Genomic DNA, 21,996 nt, shown 5'->3' with positions numbered 1-21,996 from the left:
ATGCGCAACATTGGGCTGCCCGCATTCGAACCAGGAGAGTTTGTGACCGCTGACCTCGTCATCGTAGGGTCGGGCTTCTTCGGCCTGACAATCGCAGAACAGGCCGCCACTGAGCTGGGCTTGAAGGTCGTTGTCCTCGACCGCCGCCACCACATCGGCGGCAATGCCTACAGCGAAAAGGAAGAACAGACCGGCATCGAGGTGCACCGCTACGGTGCGCACCTTTTCCACACGTCCAACGAGCGCGTGTGGGAGTACGTGAACCGGTTCACGACCTTCACCAACTACGTGCACAAGGTGTATGGCGTGCACAAGGGCGAGGTCTACTCGCTGCCCATCAACCTGGCGACCATCAACCAGTTCTTCCGGGCCAACCTCACCCCCGGGCAGGCGCGCGAGCTGATCAAGGAACAGTCCGGCGAACTGGCCGGGACGGATCCGCAGAACCTCAACGACAAGGGCATCCAGCTCATCGGCCGGCCGCTGTATGAGGCGTTCATCAAGCACTACACCGGCAAACAGTGGCAGACGGATCCCAAGGACCTGCCCGCCGGCATCATCTCCCGCCTCCCCGTGCGCTACAACTACGACAACAGGTACTTCAACGACAAGTACGAGGGCCTGCCGACCGGTGGCTACACGGCCTGGATCGAGAAGATGGCCGAACACCCGAACATCGAAGTCCGGTTGAACACCGACTTCTTCGACGAGTCGCACGAGTACAGCAAGGACAAGGTCGCCGGCAACATCCCCGTGATCTACACCGGGCCCGTGGACCGCTACTTCGACTACGCCGAGGGCGACCTCTCCTGGCGCACCATCGACTTCGAGGAGGAAGTGCTCGACGTCGGTGATTTCCAGGGAACGTCGGTGGTCAACTACAACGACGCCGACGTGCCCTACACCCGGATCATCGAGCCGCGCCACTTCCACCCGGAGCGCGACTACCAGAACGAGAAGACCGTCATCATGCGGGAATTCTCGCGGGCCGCGGAAAAAGGCGACGAGCCCTACTATCCGATCAATACGGCCACAGATCGGGAGCGCCTGCTCAAGTACCGTGACCTGGCGGCGGCCGAGCAGGATGTCCTCTTCGGCGGACGGCTCGGTACCTACAAATACCTGGATATGCACATGGCCATCGGCTCGGCCCTGACCATGTTCGACAATCAGATCCGCCCGCATTTCGAAAGCGGCGCCAAGCTGGAAAGCGGAGGAGTGGACGCATGAGCGCCGCAGAAGTAACCAACCCCTGGAAGACGATCCAGCGGGTCATCCTTCCCTCGGCGGACCAGCCGGACACCATCTCGCTCTACGCCGACGCCGGCAGCGCCAGCGGCATCCGGCTGCGGGAGAATGACGAACTGGCGCGCACCCCCAAGCTTCCCGAAGAGAAGCTGCAGATGCTCAGCTCGGGCGACCGCGAGGCGCACTTCGAGGACCTCCTCACGAGGCATTCCATGCGGGTCCGTTCCGGTGAACAGATCTCGTTCGGGACGTACTTCAACGCTTTTCCGGCGAGCTACTGGCGGCGCTGGACCTCGGTCCGGGACATCCGGCTCGTAGTCCGGACCAGCGGAACCGGCACTGTCACCGTCTACAAGTCGAACGCCCGCGGATCCATCCAGCGCGTTGACGGCAAACACGTCGACGGTGACACCACCTCGGTGTTCGAACTGTCCCTGAAGCCGTTCGGCGACGGCGGCTGGTACTGGTTCGATCTGGCGGCCGGTGCGGACGGACTCGTGCTTGAGAACGGCCAGTGGGAGACCGCCGGAGGACTCGGCGCCAGCGGCCAGGTGACGCTCGAAATCACCACCATGAACAAGCCCGACTTCTGCCTCAACAACGCCCGCATCCTGTCCGAAAATCCGGATGTCCTGGAAAACGTCCGGGAAATCCTGATCGTGGACCAGGGCACGCAGAAGGTCGAGGACCAGGAAGGCTTCGCGGAGGTCCGGGATGCCCTCGGCGGGAAGCTCCGGATCATCAACCAGGCCAACCTTGGCGGCTCCGGCGGCTTTGCCCGGGGCATGTACGAGGCAGTGGAAAACGGCAGCGACTACGTCCTGCTGCTGGACGACGACATCGTCGTGGAGCCCGAAAGCATCGTCCGGCTCGTCGGCTTCGCCGACCATTGCCGCAAGCCCACCATCGTGGGCGGCCACATGTTCGATCTCTACAACCGCAGCATCCTGCACACCTTCGGCGAAGTCGTCGACCCGTACCGGATTGTGCCGACCGCACCGCACGTCGACATGGAGGTCAGGCACGACTTCAGCGTCGCCAACCTGCGTCAGACGCCATGGCTGCACCGCCGCGTGGACGTGGACTACAACGGCTGGTGGATGTGCCTGATACCCACCAAGGTCATCAAGGAAATCGGCCTGTCGCTGCCGCTGTTCATCAAGTGGGACGACGCCGAATACGGGCTGCGCGCCCGCGAGGCCGGTTTTGCGACCGTGTCGATGCCCGGTGCGGCCGTGTGGCACGTGTCCTGGATCGATAAGGACGACCTCGTGGGGTGGCAGGCCTACTTCCACGAGCGCAACAGGCTCATCACCACGCTGATCCACAGCCCCTACCCCAAGGGCGGGCGCGTCCTGCGCGAATCCGTGCAGGCCGACGTCAAACACCTCGTGTCGATGCAGTACTTCACGGAGCACGGCCGGATCGAGGCCCTCCGCGACATCTTCGAGGGACCGCACGAGCTGCACCGGGTACTGGCCTCGAAGCTGCCCGAAATCAACGCGCTGAAATCCGAGTACCCGGATGCCCAGCTGAAAGACGACGTGGACGACTTCCCGGCGCCGAAACTGGGACGCGGCCCCATGGGCGGCACCGTCGTCGGCATGCCGCGCAAGAAAGACCTCATTCCGTGGGGCATCAAGACAGTGGCCCGACAGCTGATCAAAGCCCCGGGCCCGGACAGCGCCGTGCGCCCGCAGGGCTACCTGGCGCACCGGGACAACCGCTGGTTCAGGGTGGCGCACTACGACAGCGTCGTGGTGTCCAACGCCGAGGGCACGGGTGCGTCGTGGTACCAGCGCGACCCCAAAAAGCTTAAGTCGATGCTCACCGAAGCGACCCGGCTGCACCTGCGGCTGTTCCGCGAGTGGGACCGGCTGGCCGAGCAGTACCGGAGCGCGGTGGCCGATATCAGCTCCATCGAGTCCTGGAAGAAGACCTTCGAGGCGCATTCCAAGGATGGCAACTAGATGGCGGGTCCGGCCGACCAGCTGGTCAAGCCCGGAAGCGGGCGGGGTCTTCTCGACGTCTACGGTGACCGGTTCCTGCTGAAGCTGCTGGTGCGCAAGGAAATCAAGGTGCGCTACCGGGGCTCGGTGCTCGGGCTGCTCTGGTCCTACGTCAAGCCGCTCGTGCAGTTCCTGATCTACTTCGTGGCGCTGGGCATCTTCCTCAATCTCCAGCGGGGCACGCCGAACTACGCCATCTACCTGTTCGCCGGCATTGTCCTGGTGAATTTCTTCACCGAGTCGCTCTCAAACGCCACCCGCTCGGTCGTGGACAACCGTGACCTGATCCGGAAGATCTACCTGCCGCGGGAGCTGTTCCCGGTCTCCACGGTCTGGGTGTCGGCTGCCCATTTCCTGCCGCAGCTCCTGGTCCTGATCGGCGCCTGCCTCGTGGTGGGCTGGACGCCGTCGCTCCTGCAACTGGCGGCCGTGGTCCTGATCTTCTTCATGGTCGCGGTGCTCGCCACCGGCCTGGGCCTGATGTTCGGGGCGGTCAACGTCTACTTCCGCGATTCCGAGAACATCGTGGACATGATCGTCATGATCGTCACCTGGGCGTCCCCGGTCCTGTACGTCTGGTCGATGGTCGAACGGGTAATGGGGCCGTGGTACTGGCTCTACCAGCTGAACCCGATGACGGTCGCCGTTGAGGTCTTCCACTGGGCCTTCTGGGAACCGACCCTCAAGGCCGACCAGTTCGTGGCCGACACCATGCCCCCGGACCTGCTGACGCTCTGGCTCCCCGTCGCCATGCTCATAACGCTGGTGGTGCTGTTCCTGGGACAGCTGACGTTCCGCCGGCTCGCCGTCCACTTTGCACAGGAGCTCTGAGATGACAGCGCACGGCCACGTCGCGATCAGCTGCGAAAGCCTCCGGAAGCAGTTCGTCCTGCGGCACACCCGGTCCTTAAAGGAAGCCCTCGTGTGGCTCGTGAAGGGCCGCAAGGGGGACCTGTCCAAGAAATTCCTGGCCCTGAAGGACGTCTCCCTCGAGGTCAAGCAGGGCGAAACGGTCGCGCTGCTGGGGCTCAACGGCTCCGGCAAGTCGACCCTCCTGAAGCTGATCTCCGGCGTGCTGCAGCCCGACGGCGGGACCGTGCGGACCAGGGGCCGCGTCGCAGGCCTGATCGAGGTCGGTGCCGGCTTCCACCACGACCTCAGCGGCCGCGACAACGTCTACCTCAACGGCGCGATCCTCGGCATGAGCGAGAAGCAGATCGACGAGAAGTTCGACTCCATCGTGGAATTCTCCGAAATCGGGGAGTTCATCGATACGGAGGTGAAGTTCTACTCTTCGGGCATGTACCTGCGGCTGGCGTTCTCCATCGCGGTGCACACCGACCCCGAAGTCTTCCTCATCGACGAGATCCTGGCCGTGGGCGACGAGCCGTTCCAGCGGAAATGCATCGCCAAGATCAAGGAACTCTCAGACAAGGGCAAGACGCTGTTCGTCGTCAGCCACGACCTTGACCTGGTCGCCACCGTCTGCGAACGCGGCGTGCTCCTGGAGCACGGCGAGATCATCATGGACGGGGAAGTGCACGACGTCGTCGGCGAACTCCGGCGCAGGTCCGTCTCACTGTAACGGCGTGGCCGGTTCCACTCCGCGCGGTATCCGCTAGGCTAAGGCCGAAACGGGGACTGAGCCCCGTCCTTGGGGGAGGCGGGAGCAAAGATGGCAGCTGTGGGTCCGAGCGAGCGAGAAAACAGGCGGCGGAGGTTTGCCTGGCCGGTATCGCTGAGGTGGGTAACGAAAGCGGCGGCGATCACGGTCACGGCCGGCATCGTGGCGGCCAGCCTGGCGCAGGGCGCCGTGGCGGCCGACACCACGGACCCCTCACCGACGCGTCAGGCCACCGGCCAGCCGGCCGCGGTGACACCGGCGGCGGTGACACCGGCGGCGACGCAGCCGGCCCGCGTGCCCGGTCCGGCAGCGACGCCGACGGCGGTGGCGCCGACAACCGCCCCGCCGACATCCGCCCCGACGACGACCGCCGCGCCGACTGCCGGGCCCAGGACAACAACGCCCGCAGCACCTTCCGCCAAGACCACTCCGGCCGCGGCGACTCCGGCGCCCACCGCTTCTGCCGTGGCTGAAGCCGGGTTCGCCGTGCCCGGCGCCATCGGAGCCGAATACAAACGCCTGGGAGGCGCCCCCGGCGCCGTCGGGCCCGCAACCGCCGGCCAGGAGTGCGGGCTGACCGGGGGAGGCTGCCTGCAGACCTTCGCCAACGGCACGATCGTCTGGAGCGCCGGCACCGGAGCCCACCTGCTCGCCGGCGCCATCGAGACCGGCTGGCTGAAGTACGGCGGCTCGAAAAGCTACCTGGGCTACCCGCTCGCCGCTGCCGGTTGCGTCGGGACCGCGGCGGGCTCGGTCTGCCACCAGAAGTTCCAGCGCGGCAGCCTGTACAACGTCCCCGGCACCGGAACCTACCCGGTGTGGGGCGGTATGAACGCCACCTATGAATCCCTCGGCGGCATCAAGGGCTACCTCGGCTACCCCAAGGAAGCGGAGAAGTGCGGGGAGCCCGCAGCGGGCCACTGCATCCAGCACTTCCAGCGCGGCCTGATCTATTACGGCCCCGGCGGTACCTGGCAGATTTGGGGCGCCGTCGGCGCAGCCTACGACAACCTGGGCGGCCCGGGCAGCTATCTCGGCTACCCCACCGCCGCCGAGCAGTGCGGGCTTCCGGGCGGGGCGTGCCGCCAGACCTTCCAGCGGGGAGCCGTCTACTTCGCGCCCGGCGCCGGAACCTTCCCGGTCTGGGGCGCCATCAACGCAAAGTACGAGGCCCACGGCGGGAGCCGCGGCTACCTCGGCTACCCGACCGGCGCAGAGAAATGCGGACTGCGCGGCGGCGGCTGTTCCCAGTCCTTCCAGCGCGGCAACGTCTACTACGCGGCCGGAGCCGGCACCCAGGCCGTCTGGGGCGGCGTCGGACAGTTCTACTCGGCACGCAAGGCGCAAAACGGGGCCCTGGGGTACCCCACCACGGCCGAGGCGTGTAACGGGAGCGGCTACTGCAGCCAGTCCTTCCAGTACGGTGTCCTGCAGTGGATTCCCGGAACCGGGGTCCGGTACCGGATCAACACCGCGGCCTACTGCCCGGCCATCTCCACCGGCGCCGTCAAATACCGCACCGCCGACGCCTCACGGGTCACCTTCGCCATCGCCGACGAATACGGTTCCACCCGCATCAACTTCATCACCTGCGTCCGCCAGGCCGACGGCTCCTACGCGAAGGAATGGGGAGCGCTGGGCCACGCGGGGGAATCGGGCTTCGCCGGCCCCGGCGCCGCCACCGGACCGACCTGGCAGAAATACTCGCCCACGGGATCCTTCACCGTCACGGAAGCCTTCGGCCTCGGCAACCCGGGGACCAAGCTGGCCTACCGCCAGCTCAATGCCTACTCGCGCTGGGGCGGGCGACTGAACGGAAACTATAATAAGTATTTCGAGTCCAGCGCCGACGTCTTCCCCGACGAGAACATGTGGTACTTCGCCACACGGCCGTCCCACGACTACCGCCAGGGCGTCGTCATCAACTACAACCGGCCGCCGGATGCGCCGATCACGATGAATGCAGGGTTCGCCATCTTCCTGCACGGGAACAACCTCCCGACCTGGGGTTGCATCTCGCTCAACGACGGCGACCTCCTGCAGTACCTGCGGACCGCGAACCCCGGAGACCGCTTCGTCATGGGAGTCGCGTATGACATCTTCAACTAGCTCCCGGCGCCGCGCCGCCGCCGGCACCTGCCAGGTGGTGCTGCTCGGCAGCCTTTTCCTGGGCGCCTGCACGGCCGCGCCGGGCCCGGCCCCGGAGACAACAGCGGCCGCCCCGACGACGGCCCCGACGCCGACCGGGACGTCCGGTGTCGCCCCCGGCGGGGAGCCGCTCACGCACGACGGCCGCACGGTGCTGCCGTCGGCCGGGAACGACTGCACCCGCCCGGAAGTACCGGAAATCCAGCGCGTGCTCGGAGACACCGGCCGGGGCGCGCAGCCGGCCGAAGTGGCGGCGTCGTCGAAGGATGGACTCGCCCAGCTCGACTGCACCTTCGCGCTGTCACCGGTCGGGGCGGGGCAGGCCGCCGACCCGGGGAATTCCCTGATCGTGGCCACCACGACAGCCAAGGACCAGGCCGTGCTCGACCAGCTGGGACTGCCGCGGCTGATGATGGCGGCCGAACCCGTTCAAGGTTTGGGCAGCAAGGCCTGGTATTCGCTCAACAAGCTCACGGACACCACCGAGTACGTCCTCGAGGTGCTGGACGGCCTGACCGTCGTGCGGGTCACGCTGGCCCTGCCGGCGGACGCCCCGGCAGTTGATAATCCGAAGGACAAACTGGCCGCCCTGGCCCCGCTCGGCTGACCCGCAGGCATGACCCCTGCTAGCGGCAGGCGGTCACTTCATACAGCCGGGCTGGGCCGTCCGAGAGCACGAGCCGCACGGCGAGCGAGTTGTTGAGGTTCTGGAGGCCGGGGAACGGATGTTTTCCGAAGTGGACTTCGTTGGCGCCGAAGTCGAGGACGTACCGGACACCGGTGGCGGCCAGGGCCGCGCACACGGCCGGATCGTGGTCGGCGTCGCGCAGCTTCTGGTTCAGCGTCTCGACGTCGGCGGTGTTGGCGGTGAGGATGTGCTTTGCGGTGGTTTCCCGGTGCGCGAGGGCGTAGGCAAGCGCTCCTCCCGTCCATGGGTTGACGGCGATGGCGGCATCCTCCGGAACGATCTCATCCAGCCGGTCGATGACGCGCTGTTCCGCCGCCGTGACAAGCAGGGAGTGGTCCGTCACCCGGTACGCCTTCTGGGCCGAGCCGATTGCTGTCCTCATGGAGGGGACCTGCGCTCCAACAAACACCGCCACGAGCACGCCTCCAATAATCCCGAAGGCAATCCTGCCGCGGCTCCCGACCGGCCGGCGCGCCGTTCCGGCCCGCCGTGAGCCTGCCAGTCTGTCCGCCGTCCGCCGGAGCCAGACGGCAAGGGTATCGACCGCGACGGCGGCGAACGGCAGCGCAGTCAGCGGAAGAAGCGCGGCGATCCTGTTGCTGTCGTTGTACCAGACACCGGTCAGCGCGCTGCGGACATCGCCCTTCAGGGTGCCGGAGACGATGACGTAAAGCACCGCGGTGATGACAAAGCCGGCGAGCATCCACGTCCGGCCGCCGCGCCGCCAGCACAGGAACAGGCCCAGCAGCATCAGGACGCTGACGCCCGCCGCTGCCGGGCGGTCAACGGCGCCGTTCGTGAGAAGGTCCAGCACGGCCCCCCGCGGTGTCTGGGGCGGAGGCCAGAAGGCGGCATCCTCCGGAGGGCGGACAAGCGACCACAGCACATACAGGGCCGCGGCCCCGGCGGCCAGGCCGGACGTCGCGAGAATCCACTGCGTCCGGTGCCCGCGCCGCTGGTTCCCGGGCCCCAGATACGTCTGGACGTACGCCTGCAGGGCAATCGGCACGGCGAGAATCACGAGGGACATGAAACCGTTGGGATGGGCCAGGGCAAGTCCCGGGATGATCAGCACCGGCAGCACGAAGCGGGGCAGCGGCGGCCATTCCAGCTCGCGTGCGACCCGGAACAGCAACGCGACGCTGGCCAGGGCGGCCGGCAGCATGCTGATGGCCAGGAAGTTCGGGTACAGGACGCCGAAATCCAGGAGCAGGATCGGGAAGGCCGCGAACATCGCGGAGAGGATGCCGGCGGCGCCGACGGCGACGGGCCGGTTACCTGCCACCGTCCGGGTCAACAGCATGCAGCCCAGCGGCCATACGACGGCGGCGATCGCCATATTCAGGACGTTGACGGCCACCGCAATGGGAAGGCCGGTCAGTTGGATCAGGGCCGCGGCCAGGCCATGCCAGGCGGCGGGATAAAAATAGGGTGCCGCATCCCCGCTGGTCATTTTCGACATCGTCAACGAGGAGGCGCTGCCGGTGTCGAGGATGTACCGCACGCCGTTGAGGTGGAACACGTTGTCGAACGTCTGAGAGATGCTGTCCGGCGTCACGAAGGCCAGGGCCAACTCGATCAGGATCAGCCCGGCGCCCGCGGCGAAAGCAGCAGCAACCCAGCCGGCCGTCCGGGGCCGGCCATTCCCTGCCCGTGTTCCCGGCCGCGGCAGCAAGTCCGCGAAGGAACCGCGCAGGCTGGTGCCCTCCTTGGCGCGCCGGAACGCGAGGGACAGGGCGGACAGCAGGATACCGCCGACCAGGACGGCGGCCGCGGACCAGGGGAGGCCCGCAAACGGCATCAGGACGGCCAGCACGGACGCGATGGACACCGTGACGGGCGCGGCGAGGGCTGCGGCCGGCAGGCCCCGGAGGCCCAGGGACGCAGTGACCAGCCCGCCGGGCAGCAGGAGGAACAGGACCGCCGCGAGCACGAAGGGAAGGGTCTGCAGCCAGCTCAAGATTTTGGCCGCAGGGTAGGAACCGCGCGCCGCACCGGCGGCGCGTTCAATGCGGGCACGTCAGATGGTCTGGTCGAGAAGCCCCAGCAGGTAGGCCCCGTAGCCGCTCTTGACCAGGGGTTCAGCGCGCTGGCGCAGTTCATCGTCGGTCAGGAATCCCAGGCGCCAGGAGATTTCCTCGGGGGCCCCGATCTTCAGGCCCTGGCGGTTTTCCACGGTGCGGATGAAGTTGGAGGCGTCGCTCAGGTCGTCAAAGGTGCCTGTGTCCAGCCACGCGGTGCCGCGGGGGAGGATCTCGACGTGCAGCTTGCCCCGTTCCAGGTACGTGCGGTTGACGTCCGTGATTTCGAGTTCGCCGCGCGGAGACGGCTTGAGGTTCTTGGCGATGTCAATGACGTCGTTGTCGTAGAAGTACAGGCCGGGCACGGCGTAATGGCTGCGCGGCTTCTCCGGCTTCTCTTCGAGCGAGAGGGCCTTGCCGTCGTCGTCGAACTCGACCACACCGTACGCCTTGGGATCCCGGACCCAGTAGCCGAAGACGGCGCCGCCGTCGATGTTGGCGTGCCGGCGCAGCTGCGTGCCCATGCCCTGGCCATAGAAGATGTTGTCCCCGAGGACCAGCGCCACCGTCTCGTTGCCGATGTGCTCGGCCCCCAGGATGAATGCCTGGGCCAGGCCGTCAGGTGAAGGCTGCTGGATGTAGGTGAGGTTGACGCCGAACTGGGAACCATCACCCAGGAGCCGCTTGAACTGCTCCGCGTCATGGGGTGTGGTGATGATGAGGATGTCCCGGATCCCGGCCAGGATCAGGGTTGACAAGGGGTAATAGATCATGGGCTTGTCGTAAACGGGTACGAGCTGCTTGCTGATCCCATGGGTGATGGGGTGAAGCCGGGATCCAGTCCCGCCGGCCAAGATTATTCCACGCATGCGCCCAATCCTCCCGTACCCAGGCCCCGACAGCAAACCAGGGGCAGGGCGGCAGAGGGCCAGAGGGTAGAATTGTCGACTGGACCAACTGATGAAGGAAGCCCGGGCTTGAGCGCAGCTGTACTGACACCAAAAGCACTTCCGACCCCGGACATCGGGAGCCGGCTGGACCCTCGGCGGAACAGCCTGAACCTGATCAGGCTTGTCCTGGCGTTCTCGGTCCTGCTCGCCCACAGCTGGCATATCGTCGGAGACGGGGCGGGCTGGGGCTTCCGCGGGGAGAACCTCGGCGGCTGGGCGGTGGCCGGATTCTTCGGCATCAGCGGCTACCTCATCACGGCCAGCCGCTTCGGAAACAGGATCGGTCCGTACCTTGTCCATCGTGTCGCCCGGATCTTCCCGGCCTTCATCGTGTGCCTGCTGGTCATGGCCTTCGTGTTCGCCCCGGTGGCCTACCTCATCCAGCACGGTTCGCTGAGCGGCTTCCTGCAGACGCCGACGACGCCGCTGAACTCGGTCTTCGCGAACCTGTCGCTGCGGATTGTCAGCTACGACATCGCCGGAACCCCCGCCGGCGTGCCCTACCCCGGAGCCTGGAACGGTTCGCTCTGGACCCTCTATTTCGAGTTCCTGTGCTACCTGCTGGTGGGGCTGATGGGCTTCCTGCCGATCGTGAAGAAAACCCCGTGGCCGGTGATCGCCGCCTTTGCCGTCAGCGTTCTTGTGTGGGCCAATGTGGGCCTGATCAAGCCCTACCTGCAGTCGAACCTTGACTTTGAGCTCGCGGCCCGGCTCGTCCCGTTCTTCCTGGGCGGCGCCGTGGTGCAGGTCCTCAGCCACCGGATCGGCATCCACAAGATCGCCGGACCGGTTTCGCTCGCCATTGCCGCGCTGTCCATTTTCTTCGTGGACGGCTTCGGCGGACAGCTGGCCGCCCCATTCATCGCGTACGGCCTGCTGTGGATCTCCACCTGGCTGCCCCAGCCCGCCATCGTGGCCCGCCATGACATCTCTTATGGCGCCTACATCTACGCGTTTCCGGTCCAGCAGCTGCTGGCCGTTTTCGGTGCCTATCACTGGGGCGTCTGGTGGTTCACCCTGGCCGCGACCCTGTGCACCATACCGCTGGCTGCTGCCAGCTGGTTGTTCGTTGAGCGGCCGGTCATGCGGCGGGCCAGGAAGAGCTAGCGCTTCGGTCGGGGTCCGGAGATGCCGCGGACGCCGTCGGCGATGCCCTGCAACGCGTTGGCCAGGCGGACACGCCGGCCGGGGGCCAGGAGCGTGACGATGGCCAGATGCCGGTAGTCGGCCAGCAGTCCTTTCGCGGTCCACAGCGGAAACCGCCGGGCGTACTGCCGCGCAAGCAGCAGCCGGTTCCGGAACAGGTAGTAATACCGCCAGTCCGCGGCGGTGCGGATGCTCAGCGTCTTGTGACCGAGCGACAGTTCCTTGCCGAACATGCTGGCCGCGGACTGACTGCCCAGTGCATGGTTCAGGGAGGCATCGGCGGCGAGGACGGTCCGCAGGCCCTGGTCCTCGCAGCGGAGGTAGAACTCGCTGTCAACCCCGTCGATGAACAGGGTGCTTTGGAACAGGCCGAGCCGCTCGAGCACCGGGACGGGGATGAGCAGTCCGGACTGGATGGGCTCCCCGCCGAGTTGGATGCCGTCCAGGACCGGCCCGCGGCGGACCGGGAGCCCCCGCACGGAAGCCGGGGCGATCATGCCCACGGGCACTCCGGCATGCTGCGCGGCCGTTGCGGCGGAGAGCAGCGCGTCCACATACCCGGGGTCCAGCAGGGAATCCTGGTCCATGGTCAGGACGTAGTCGGGCTTCGGTCCGGCCGTGAGGGCCTTCTCGATGCCCGCGTTCAGCGCCGCGGCGATGCCGGAATTCTCGGGGAGCCGCTCAACGATGCAGCCCTGCTCCGCCAGCTCGGCCAGGATCCGGGCCGGATCCTGCGGGCTGCCGTCGTCGACGACGATGACCGAGTCGACCTGGGCCAGCAGCGCCGCGGTGTTCGCCAGCACACCGTCGGTGGGGTTGAAAAGGGAAACGACGGCGGCAGTGGAAGGCATGCTGGTATCCGTTCCCGTCAGGCAGGCTTGACGTCTGGCTGGGCGTCGATCCAGTTGGCGAGGCGGTCGATGCCCTGGGCCAGGTTGTATTGCGGAGTCCAGCCGAGGACGTCCTTGGCTGCCGTGATGTCGGCCCAGGCGTGGCGGACGTCGCCCTGGCGGTACTGTCCGGTGACGTGGGGCTCCGGTGCGTTGTAGTGCGCCGCGATCAGCTGCGCGGCCGTGCCGATGGTCTGGTACTCACCGGAGCCGATGTCCATCGGCTCGCCCTGGACAGTGGGGGAGACTGCGCCGGCGACGATCGCGGAGGCGACGTCGTCGATCAGGATGAAGTCGCGGCGGACCTCGCCGTCCTCATACAGCGGAATGGACTTGCCGCCCATGGCCATCCGGCAGAACAGGCTCATGATGCCGGTGTACGGGTTGATCAGGGACTGGCCGGGACCGTAGACGTTTTGCAGCCGCAGGATGACGGTCTCGACGCCGTAGGACTTCGCCCACGCCTGCAGGACGTGTTCCTGGGCGAGCTTGGTGGCACCGTAGACGCTGACCGGGGCCGGGAAGGTCTCCGAGGCTTTCATGGCCAGGGGGGTGGCGCCCGGGAAGTCCCACTGCGACTGGTCCAGGGTGGCACTGGTGCGCTGGCCCGGGTAGAACGGCTTGCCGCTGGAGTCGCTCCACGCGCCCTCGCCGTACACGGCGCGGCTGGAGGAGAGCACGATCCGGCGCGGCAGCTTGCCGTGGCGGTTGAGGCCATCGAGCAGCTGGGACGTGCCGACGACGTTGACGTGCGTGTGCCGCGTCGATTCCTCCAGTGACTGGCCCGTTCCGGTCTCGGCAGCCAGGTGGATGACGACGTCGGGGGTGACGTCCGCAAGGACGTTGTCCCAGGTCGCGGCTTCGGCCACGTCGGCCACGATGAGCTCGGCCCGGGCGTCGAGTTCGGCAGGCCGTTCGCCGGTGGCGTGGATCTGCGGGTGCAGGCTGTCCACCACCACGACGCGGTCGAAGGCGTCAGCCAGCGACGCGGAAATGGCGCAGCCGATGAAGCCGGCGCCGCCGGTGACCAGGACGGTCCCGCCGGGGCGGGCAGAGGTTACGGGAGAAGTCACGGCGGACCTTTCGTAGCGGGGAGGTTACTTGCCGAAGGTGTGGCGCACGAGCGCGCCGACGGCTGTGGAATTGCGGGCCAGGATGGCCTGGGGCAGCAGGGAGGCGGCGTGGGCGCGGGAGGTGAGCCTCAGCCGCGCGGAGCGGGCCGCCCGGTGCCAGCCGAGGTCCTCGGCCTGGGCGGCCGCGACGGCGAAGTACTCGCGTTCGCCGTCGAACCGTGAACCGTCGATCAGCTTTGACGAGGAGGCACTGTTGGAGTGCCGGCGGTACCGGAAGCAGACCGTCGGTTCAATCAGCAGCTGGTCACCCTTGTAGATCATGTCCATGATGAGCGCGAGGTCCTGGATGATGGGGAAACCGTCGCGGAAATCGACTTCGCGGATCTTGTCGGTGCGGAATGCCAGCGAAGGCCAGTACAGCCAGTCCCCGTGCATGAGGTTCGTCGCGATCGCCTCGCCCGAGATGAGCTGATGGCCGCCACCGCGGGGCCGGATGACCTTTTGCTTGACGGAGTCGACCAGGGTGGCGACAACCTGGCTCTTCTCGTCGATGACCTGCACGCCGGGCTGGATGATGGCAGCGTCCGGGAACCGCTTGTGCGCGGCCAGGATCGTGTCGACGTAGTTCGGCAGGAGGACGTCGTCGCAGCCGAGGATCACCAGGACTTCCTGGCTGGCCATGGACACGCACGTGCGGTAGTTCGCCGTGATGCCGGCGTTGACGTCCTTGCGGATGTACGTGACGCGTTCGTCCTGGATTCCGGCCATGTACTCGGAAATTTCAAGGCCGGGGTAGGCGTCGTCGACGACGGTCAGCAGCCAGTCCCCGTTCTCCTGGGCCAGGACACTTTCGACGGTTTCCTTCATGTAGCCGGGGTCGCCCCAGTAGGGGATGAAAATATCGAGGGGCATCTAGGAATCCGAGCTTTCAGTGGGACGGTCGGTGGTCGGTGCGGGGCAACCGGAACGGGGTTCCTTGCCGTCCGCGCTCAGGGCGGAAAGGCTGGCCCGGTGCTCCAGGGCTTCGAGCTGGGTCCGGAGAATCGCCACTTCCTCCGCGAGGGTCCGGGTTTCGTCCTCGACGACCGAGATCTCCCAGGACAGGTGCAGGCAGACACCGAGCAGCATCAGGATGCTCATGGCGAAGAGCAGGTTGGAGGGGACCTGCACGCCCACGTATTCGGCGACGATGTTCAGCAGCCGCGGAAAGGCGGCAAGGACCAGCGTGGCCACGCCGACAACGAGCCACAGCACGGCGTACTTCTCCCGAAGCTTTTTGCGCCGGAGCATCTCGATGACCAGGGCCACGATGACGAGCGCCAGCAGGAAGGCTGCGAAATTTCCCATCCCTAGGCTCCTGTGTGCTGGGTGGCAGGGACGGCAAGCTGGGTGGGTTTTCGGGTCAGGGCAAAGAGCAGCGCGAACACGGACCTTCCAAGGTAGATCGCGGCCTTGAGCGGGTTATGGCTCGGCTTGCCGCCCTGGCGGGCGCGCATTTCCACCGGCACCTGGGTGACGGTGCAGCCGGAGCGGATCGCGACGACGAGCGAGTCGATGGTGTCTCCGAGGTATTCGGCCGGATAGTGGTCCAGGTACTGGACGACGGCCCGCTCGTTGGCGGCCCGGAACCCGCTGGTGACATCGGTCAGCCGGGTCTTGGCAAGGGAGGAGATGACCTTGGCGAGCAGCTGCATGGCCCACTTGCGGGGTCCGGTGACCTTGTAGGCACCGCGGTCGGCGAAGCGGGCACCGATGGAGATGTCCGCGTGCTGCAGGCCTGCCAGTACCTCGTCAATGTTGCGGGGATCGTGCTGGCCGTCAGAGTCGACCTGGATCACCTGGACGTAGCCAAGGCGGCGGGCGTACTTGAAGCCGGCCCGCATCGCACCTCCGACGCCGAGGTTGAAGGGCAGGTTCAGGACGGTTGCGCCGGCGGCCGCGGCCTGCTCCGCCGTCGAGTCCGTGGAACCGTCGTTGACGACCAGCACGTCGTAGCGGGCGTTCGTGTCGAGGACCTCTCGCACCGTGCTGCCGACGACGTCGCCTTCATTCCAGGCAGGCATGATGACCAGAACGCGCGGTGAGGGTAGGGGTTCCATATTGTCCAAACTATATCAATTGCCTAAGGGTGCCCCGGTGGCAGCCGCCGTCCCGGGTCGCGCCGTCCACCGCGGTGGTCAACGCAGGCGCCGCTCCAGATCCGCAGGGATGCGTCCGGTGGTGCCGCGGAAGGCGTCCCTGAATCCGGCGGCGGCGGCCTTCAGGAGGCTTGCCCGTCCGGGGCTGAACGCGAACCGCAGCAGGTGCGCCTTGCATTCCTCGAGGAGGCGCCGCAGCACCCAGCGGGGGTCCTTCAAAAGATAGCGCCGGGTCAGCAACGTGCCGTTCCGGGCGATGTAGTAGACCCGGCTGGGCGAGTGGTAGTTGTAGGACATGTCGCGCCCCAGGATCTTCACCGGCCGCCCAAAGAGCCGTCCGGGCCGGCGCTGGCCCAGGTCGTGGGCAATGTCACAGCCCGGGCCGACGAGGACCGCGAGGCCCGCGGTGCGCGTGCGCATGGTGAATTCCGAGTCGACGCCGTCGATGAACAGGTCCTCTTCGAACGGCCCGACCTTTTCCACTGTAGTGCGCGGAATCAGGAAGCCGGACTGCATCGGATCGAAGGCGTGGACAAATTCGCCGTGCCCCTGCAGCACCGGGATGGGATGGCCGCTGTAGGAGGCCGCCGTGACGAATCCGACCGCGACCCCGCCCGACATGGCCCGGTCGAAGGCCGCCAGGCCCCGACGGACGTACTCGTCCGTGGGCTGGGAGTCCTGGTCCAGGGTGAGGAAGAAATCGGGATTCCACCGGGAGGTCGCGGCCGCGACGCCGGCGTTCAGGGCGGCGGCGATGCCGGTGTTCTCCGGCTGCCGGACGACCGTTGCGCCGGCGTCGGCCAATGCTGCCAGCACCTGGTCCGAACCGGCGGGGGACCCGTCGTCGACGACGACGACGTGGGAGACCTGCTCGAGGAGGGACCTGACGGTGCCCGTCAGGGACGGGTCCGGCCGGTAGGCGGCGACCACGGCCACGACTGTCCGGGTGGGGTCATTCAGCGTCAACGGATTCCTTGCTTTCTTTTTCGAGTAGCTTCGTCCCCGGGATCAGCAGGGTCAAAAAGAGAATAGCCTCGCTCAGGGCCATGCCCAGGGCGATGCCGGGGGCGTTGCCGCTGGCGCCCGCCCAGATCATGACGGCGACGCCGAAGGCGGCGGAGATGAGGGTCCAGCGCAGCACCAGGTTCTGCTGGCCTGCCGGGATCAGCAGGTTGCGGATGAACGGGGTGCTGGCGCTGAGGAAGAGGAAGGCGAGCCCGTAGTAGAAACACAGCTCGGTGGTTGCCTGGGCCTTGCCCGCGAACAGGAGGCCGCTGACGAACGGTCCGGCCGCCGTCAGGATCGCGGCGCCAAGGACGCCGAGGCCGGCGTGGGCCCAGATCGCGGCGAGGTGGCGGCGACGGCGCCCGGTCACGCCCCGTTCGATCGTCCAGCCCTGGAAAGCGTTGCCGAGTGCCACGACGGTGAACAGCCCGAAGCGGTAGAGCGTGTCGGCCGTCGCCAGGCTGCCGGAGGCCGCCGGCGCGGTGGTGGCCGTGGCGATCGGCGTGGGGGTGGACGCGTAGGCGTTGCCCGCCAGGCTGATGCCGGCGGTCCGGCCCTGGGCCGCAAGCTCCCGGAGGGTTCCGCGGAGGTCCCGGGGCACCCAGCTCCCGCCAGGGGAGAAGGCCCGGTGGAACATCATCAGGGACGCGACGCCGGTGGCCGCCATCAGGCCCGTGTAGTACCAGAGGTGGTTGCTGAGCAACAGCAGCGGGACCGCGAGGGCGGTGGCGATGAACCGCGGCATGGTGTCGTAGAGAGCCAGCAGCTTCGGCTGCCCCAGGCCGATGCAGAACCAGGCGGGAGACATCCCGGCGATGGCGACCGCCCAGGCCATCGCGACGGCCTGCCACCGGAACCCGGGGACGGCAACCAGCGCCGCCACCGCGGCGGCGGCCGGAAGGGTGACGGCAAGCAGGACCAGGCGGGTCCGGACGCTGCGCAGATAGACGGCGGCCCGCTCGGCGGCGCCGGCTGCCCGGGCTACGGCAACGGGCCCGTCAACGTTCCAACCCCACATCAGGACCGTGGCGGCAAAGGTGCCGATTGCCTGTCCCGAGATCACGCTGGAGATCCCTGCCCCGCCGACGACGTTTGCGACCACGGGGAGGAGCAGGAGGGGCGTTATCAAGGACAGCAGGGGCAAAACCGTGAACCCGGAAAGTCGAAGCAGTACGGTTTTCATGCGTGCTGGAATCCTTGGTTCAGTAACATCGTCCCCCGATCCTACGGGATTCCCGGGCCCTGACGGGGGTCGCCTAGGATGGTGCAGATGACCTGATCCGCCGTCGCCCCGGCGGAGCGCACCCGCCGACAACCAGAAACCCGAGGCCATGAAAGATCAGAACCAGCAGGCCGAAACGCCGCTCCGGGCCAGCATCTGCATGGCAACATACAACGGCTCGCAGTACGTCGGGGAGCAGCTCGAATCGATCCTGGCGCAGCTGGGTCCCGAGGACGAGATCGTGATCGTGGACGACGCTTCCACCGATGACACGGTGGCGCGGATCCGGCGCTTCGCCGACCCCAGGATCCGCCTGATCGCGGCCGGCGCCAACCAAGGCTACGTGCGGTCCTTCGAGCAGGCCGTCCTGGCCAGCCGGGGCGGCGCGATCTTCCTGGCCGACCAGGACGACGTCTGGGTGGAAGGGCGGCTGGAGGCCATGCTGGCGGCGCTGGAAACGCACGCGGTGGTGGCGAGCAACTTCGGTGTGCTTGGCGGCGGCGAGCGGCCCCGGATCCCGCGGCTCCGGGCGGCGGACAGCAGCCGCCACCGGGCGAACCTGTTTGGCATCCTGGTCGGCTACCGGGCCTATTACGGCTGCGGGATGGCCTTCCGCCGGGACGTCCTGGGCAGCTTCGCCCCGGTGCCCGGCTACCTCACCGAGTCCCACGACCTGTGGCTTGCCATCCTGGGCAACACCGGAGGGTCCATCGGGCATCTGGACCGCTCAACCCTGCTGCGGCGGCTGCATGACACGAACGCCACACCGCGCGGGTGGCGCTCGCTTCGCGTCATTCTGTCCGCCCGCGTGGTCCTGCTGCGCCTCATGCGCGAGGCCCGCCGGAGGCTCCGCGCGGCGGCCGGCTCCTAAGTTCCCGCCCGGACCCGACCGGCAAAGCTCCAGCGGATCAGAAGTAGGAAATATCCACGGTCCGCGTGGCCAGGCTGTTTGTCAGCTGCCAACTGTTTCCCCGCACGATGCCGACGGTCGTCAGCTTGTCGCCGTTCCAGTCGCCGGTGACGGGGCGGTCTGTGCCCACGCCGAAGGCGATGAAGTGCGACACAACAGGCGACGTGATGCGGTTGCTGAGCCACCACTCGCCATTGCGCCAGACGCCGATGCTGGCCCTTCCGTTGCCGTCCCAGTCGCCGATGATCGGCGTGTCCGACGGGATCCCGAAGCCGGTGAACTCGTTAACCACCGGCCGGTCGATGTTGTAGCTGACCTGGAAGCTGGAGTTCCGCCAGATGCCGATGCTGTCGCGGCCCGCGCCGCTCCAGTCGCCGACCAGCGGTTTGTCGGAGCCGACGCCGAAGGCCACAACCTTGGTGATAGCCATGGTGTTGAGGTCGTCGACCAGCCACCACATGCCATTGCGGAAGATGCCGATTCCGGCCCGGCCGTCCCCGTTCCAGTCGCCGACGACGGGCTGGTCACCCGGGTTGCCGTAGCCGAAGCAGCGCCGGGGGGCGAACGGCATCTGGAGGCACCAGAAGCCGTCCTTGAACCAGCCGGTGTAGGACCTGCCGTCACCGCCCCACTTGCCGGTGAGCAGTGTGGCACCCGGGATCAGGCCGATCGGATAGTTGTCCGGCGTGGAGGCGAGCCGCCGCAACTGGTCAATGGAGCCGTTGAAGACGTTCTGGTCGCCGGGGAACGTGGCTTTGACGGTCTGGGAGGCGTTGGCGTAGTCATTCGCGTACTGCCAGGCCGTGTACGTTGGCCAGCCGCCGGGCACCAGGGGCGAGTTGGTGTAGTAGGACGCGAGCCACAGCGGGTTGGTTTGGCTGAATTCGCTGGTGTTGCCCAGGCAGTCGCGCCAGAAGTAGTAGCTCGTGTAGATCATGGCCTGTTTGTTGGTCAGGCGGTAGACGGTCTGGGTGAAGTCCCGCACCCAGGTTGCGAGCTGTCCGGGCGTCTTGCCGTAGCACCGGTTCAGGCCCGCGTACGGGTTGTCCTCGATGTCCAGGACGGGCGGCATGGTGATGCCGTCCGCTGACCAGCCGCCGCCGTTGTTGACGAAATAGCTGGCCTGGGCTGCCCCGCTGGCACCATCCGGTCGGCCGAAGTGGTACGCACCGCGCAGCAGCCCGACAGCCGCCGCTCCGGAATATTGCGCACCGAAGCTGGCGCTCCGGTAGCCGGTCCCTTCGGTGGCCTTGATGTAGGCGAAGCGGGCGCCGTTGGCCTTGACGCTGGGCCAGTTCACGCTGCCCTGCCAGTTGCTGACATCGAGGCCGAGGGGCTGACCCCGGGTGGCGAAGGGCTGTTCTGAGACCCAGGGCTCCGTGGCCTGCGTGGCGTTCAGCTGCTCCGTCACGGCCTGGGCCGCGGAGCCGGACGCGGGGTTGAGCCCTGCCCTGCCCATGCGGGCCTCGCCCTGTTCGGGTGCGGCCGCCGTCGTTGCAGGAGCAGGTACCGGGGCCGTGCTGGCGGGCGCCCTGGGAACGGCAGCGGTGCCGGTCGGGGCGGGCGCCGCAGTCCGGGTGGGCGCAACGGGCGCAGTCGTGACGGGCGCGGACGTGGTGGCCGCCGGATCAGGAGTGCTGACCGCAGCGGCGGGTGACGGGGTGGGTTTGGTATCCGCGTAGGCGGGGTTTGCCAGGGCCAACGCCAGAACAAGGGGAAGGGAGAGAGCCGCCGTGGCGCGCAATCTGGAGGCGGTGGTTGTCATCACGATTACTCCGGACGGATCTGGACAGAGGCCACAATCACCCCCGTAGGTGGGTAAAGAGTACCCAATTGCCTTCAGTGTTACCAGTGGGGCCATTGGTGCGGAAGGTGTGCCGAGACGCCGAGGGGGAGGGTTTTCGCCAGCCGGTAAGCTGGCTTAATGCAGAAACTCCTCGTCACCGGCGGTGCCGGCTTCATCGGTTCCAATTTTGTCCACTACGTCCTGGAGAACACGGACCATCAGGTCACGGTCCTCGACAAGCTCACCTACGCCGGCAATGTGGAGTCCTTGACCGGCCTTCCCGAGGACCGCTTCCGGCTGGTCGAGGGCGACATCTGCGATGCCGGCGTCGTCGACGCGCTGGTCGCGGATGCGGACGTCGTGGTCCACTACGCCGCGGAATCCCATAACGACAACTCGCTGCACGATCCCCGGCCGTTCCTGGACACGAACATCATCGGCACCTACACGCTCATCGAGGCGGCCCGGAAGCACAACAAGCGCTTCCACCACATCTCCACCGACGAGGTCTACGGTGACCTCGAGCTGGACGATCCGGAACGCTTCACCGAGGAAACGCCGTACAACCCGTCCAGCCCGTACTCGTCCACCAAAGCGGGCTCGGACCTGCTGGTCCGCGCCTGGGTGCGTTCCTTCGGGCTGCAGGCGACCATCAGCAACTGCTCGAACAACTACGGCCCCTACCAGCACGTGGAGAAGTTCATCCCGCGCCAGATCACCAACGTGATCGACGGGATCCGCCCCAAGCTCTACGGCAAGGGCGAGAACGTCCGCGACTGGATCCACGCCAACGACCACTCCTCCGCCGTCCTGGCGATCATCGACAAGGGCCGGATCGGCGAGACCTACCTGATCGGCGCCGACGGCGAGAAGAACAACAAGGACGTCGTCGAACTGATCCTCAAGCACATGGGCCAGGCTCCCGACGCCTACGACCACGTCGTGGACCGGCCGGGCCACGACATGCGCTATGCCATCGATTCCACCAAGCTCCGCGACGAGCTCGGCTGGGAGCCCCGGTTCTCCAACTTCGACGCCGGCATCGAGGACACCATCGCCTGGTACCGGAACAACGAGGACTGGTGGCGCCCGCAGAAGGCCGCCACGGAAGCCAAGTACAAGGAACAGGGCCAGTAGA

20 protein-coding genes are annotated in these 21,996 nt (G+C 67.0%); 9 read left to right on the top strand and 11 right to left on the bottom strand.

Annotated features, from left to right (window positions below; all coding sequences use genetic code 11):
- The first annotated feature begins 42 nt into the window (after nucleotides 1-42).
- From glf to OM977_RS13760, 4 genes are read left to right on the top strand one after another with little or no spacing between them, the layout of a single operon-like run.
- On the top strand, nucleotides 43-1,230 hold the full coding sequence (gene glf, locus OM977_RS13775; RefSeq protein ID WP_264354492.1) for a UDP-galactopyranose mutase: 1,188 nt from the start codon (nucleotides 43-45) through the stop codon (nucleotides 1,228-1,230).
- Entirely contained in the window at nucleotides 1,227-3,218 is a 1,992-nt protein-coding gene (locus OM977_RS13770) for a glycosyltransferase (RefSeq protein ID WP_264354491.1), read from the top strand. The genes glf and OM977_RS13770 overlap by 4 nt, the downstream gene beginning before the upstream one ends.
- Nucleotides 3,219-4,088, top strand: coding sequence for an ABC transporter permease (locus OM977_RS13765; RefSeq protein WP_264354490.1), 870 nt, complete (start codon nucleotides 3,219-3,221; stop codon nucleotides 4,086-4,088). It begins immediately after the preceding gene.
- A 1-nt stretch (nucleotide 4,089) separates the two neighbouring features.
- Nucleotides 4,090-4,842: an ABC transporter ATP-binding protein gene (locus tag OM977_RS13760; protein ID WP_264354489.1), complete on the top strand. Its 753-nt coding sequence runs from the start codon at nucleotides 4,090-4,092 to the stop codon at nucleotides 4,840-4,842.
- A 263-nt stretch (nucleotides 4,843-5,105) separates the two neighbouring features.
- On the opposite strand, the gene OM977_RS13755 is transcribed toward OM977_RS13760, so the two are convergent.
- Nucleotides 5,106-5,336 carry a hypothetical protein gene (locus OM977_RS13755; RefSeq protein WP_264354488.1) on the bottom strand — a complete coding sequence of 77 codons (231 nt, stop codon included), beginning with the start codon at nucleotides 5,334-5,336 and terminating at the stop codon, nucleotides 5,106-5,108.
- Between the two features lie 10 nt (nucleotides 5,337-5,346).
- Between OM977_RS13755 and OM977_RS13750 the strand changes: the two genes are divergently transcribed.
- Together OM977_RS13750 and OM977_RS13745 are read left to right on the top strand one after the other, a co-directional pair.
- On the top strand, nucleotides 5,347-6,990 hold the full coding sequence (locus OM977_RS13750; protein WP_264354487.1) for a L,D-transpeptidase family protein: 1,644 nt from the start codon (nucleotides 5,347-5,349) through the stop codon (nucleotides 6,988-6,990).
- The gene (locus tag OM977_RS13745) at nucleotides 6,974-7,636 is read left to right on the top strand and encodes a hypothetical protein (protein WP_264354486.1); all 663 of its coding nucleotides are present in this window, start codon (nucleotides 6,974-6,976) and stop codon (nucleotides 7,634-7,636) included. Before OM977_RS13750 ends, OM977_RS13745 begins: the two co-directional genes overlap by 17 nt.
- Before the next feature lie 19 nt (nucleotides 7,637-7,655).
- Here the strand turns inward: OM977_RS13745 and OM977_RS13740 are convergent, their stop codons facing one another.
- Both OM977_RS13740 and rfbA read right to left on the bottom strand, forming a co-directional pair.
- On the bottom strand, nucleotides 7,656-9,677 hold the full coding sequence (locus OM977_RS13740) for a DUF6541 family protein (RefSeq protein ID WP_264354485.1): 2,022 nt from the start codon (nucleotides 9,675-9,677) through the stop codon (nucleotides 7,656-7,658).
- Between the two features lie 60 nt (nucleotides 9,678-9,737).
- Nucleotides 9,738-10,607 carry a glucose-1-phosphate thymidylyltransferase RfbA gene (gene rfbA, locus OM977_RS13735; protein WP_264354484.1) on the bottom strand — a complete coding sequence of 290 codons (870 nt, stop codon included), beginning with the start codon at nucleotides 10,605-10,607 and terminating at the stop codon, nucleotides 9,738-9,740.
- Between the two features lie 108 nt (nucleotides 10,608-10,715).
- On the opposite strand from rfbA, the gene OM977_RS13730 reads away from it, so the two are divergent.
- Entirely contained in the window at nucleotides 10,716-11,795 is a 1,080-nt protein-coding gene (locus OM977_RS13730) for an acyltransferase family protein (protein ID WP_264354483.1), read from the top strand.
- On the opposite strand, the gene OM977_RS13725 is transcribed toward OM977_RS13730, so the two are convergent.
- The 7 genes from OM977_RS13725 to OM977_RS13695 form a co-directional block, all read right to left on the bottom strand.
- Nucleotides 11,792-12,685 carry a glycosyltransferase gene (locus OM977_RS13725; RefSeq protein WP_264354482.1) on the bottom strand — a complete coding sequence of 298 codons (894 nt, stop codon included), beginning with the start codon at nucleotides 12,683-12,685 and terminating at the stop codon, nucleotides 11,792-11,794. The two genes, OM977_RS13730 and OM977_RS13725, sit on opposite strands and share 4 nt — an antisense overlap.
- Before the next feature lie 17 nt (nucleotides 12,686-12,702).
- Entirely contained in the window at nucleotides 12,703-13,797 is a 1,095-nt protein-coding gene (locus tag OM977_RS13720; protein WP_264354481.1) for an NAD-dependent epimerase/dehydratase family protein, read from the bottom strand.
- A gap of 24 nt (nucleotides 13,798-13,821) precedes the next feature.
- Nucleotides 13,822-14,709 carry a glycosyltransferase family 2 protein gene (locus tag OM977_RS13715; protein WP_264354480.1) on the bottom strand — a complete coding sequence of 296 codons (888 nt, stop codon included), beginning with the start codon at nucleotides 14,707-14,709 and terminating at the stop codon, nucleotides 13,822-13,824.
- Complete coding sequence (locus tag OM977_RS13710; RefSeq protein ID WP_264354479.1) at nucleotides 14,710-15,144, bottom strand: DUF2304 domain-containing protein; 435 nt, start codon at nucleotides 15,142-15,144, stop codon at nucleotides 14,710-14,712.
- A gap of 2 nt (nucleotides 15,145-15,146) precedes the next feature.
- Nucleotides 15,147-15,896, bottom strand: a complete 750-nt coding sequence (locus OM977_RS13705; RefSeq protein ID WP_264354478.1) for a glycosyltransferase family 2 protein — start codon at nucleotides 15,894-15,896, stop codon at nucleotides 15,147-15,149.
- 78 nt (nucleotides 15,897-15,974) lie between these two features.
- The gene (locus tag OM977_RS13700) at nucleotides 15,975-16,901 is read right to left on the bottom strand and encodes a glycosyltransferase (protein WP_264354477.1); all 927 of its coding nucleotides are present in this window, start codon (nucleotides 16,899-16,901) and stop codon (nucleotides 15,975-15,977) included.
- Nucleotides 16,888-18,123: a polysaccharide biosynthesis protein gene (locus tag OM977_RS13695; RefSeq protein ID WP_264354476.1), complete on the bottom strand. Its 1,236-nt coding sequence runs from the start codon at nucleotides 18,121-18,123 to the stop codon at nucleotides 16,888-16,890. Before OM977_RS13695 ends, OM977_RS13700 begins: the two co-directional genes overlap by 14 nt.
- Before the next feature lie 148 nt (nucleotides 18,124-18,271).
- On the opposite strand from OM977_RS13695, the gene OM977_RS13690 reads away from it, so the two are divergent.
- Entirely contained in the window at nucleotides 18,272-19,033 is a 762-nt protein-coding gene (locus OM977_RS13690; protein ID WP_264354475.1) for a glycosyltransferase, read from the top strand.
- 37 nt (nucleotides 19,034-19,070) lie between these two features.
- Here the strand turns inward: OM977_RS13690 and OM977_RS13685 are convergent, their stop codons facing one another.
- The gene (locus OM977_RS13685; RefSeq protein WP_264357425.1) at nucleotides 19,071-20,837 is read right to left on the bottom strand and encodes a GH25 family lysozyme; all 1,767 of its coding nucleotides are present in this window, start codon (nucleotides 20,835-20,837) and stop codon (nucleotides 19,071-19,073) included.
- Nucleotides 20,838-20,996: 159 nt separating this feature from the next.
- Here OM977_RS13685 and rfbB point away from each other — a divergent pair, with 159 nt between their 5' ends.
- Complete coding sequence (rfbB, locus tag OM977_RS13680) at nucleotides 20,997-21,995, top strand: dTDP-glucose 4,6-dehydratase (protein ID WP_264354474.1); 999 nt, start codon at nucleotides 20,997-20,999, stop codon at nucleotides 21,993-21,995.
- The last annotated feature ends 1 nt before the right edge of the window (nucleotide 21,996 follow it).

The sequence above is a fragment of the Pseudarthrobacter sp. MM222 genome (assembly GCF_947090775.1).
Classification (GTDB): domain Bacteria; phylum Actinomycetota; class Actinomycetes; order Actinomycetales; family Micrococcaceae; genus Arthrobacter.
The sequence above is the reverse complement of the archived record's forward strand: the minus strand, read 5'-3'. Positions and strand labels throughout refer to the sequence as shown.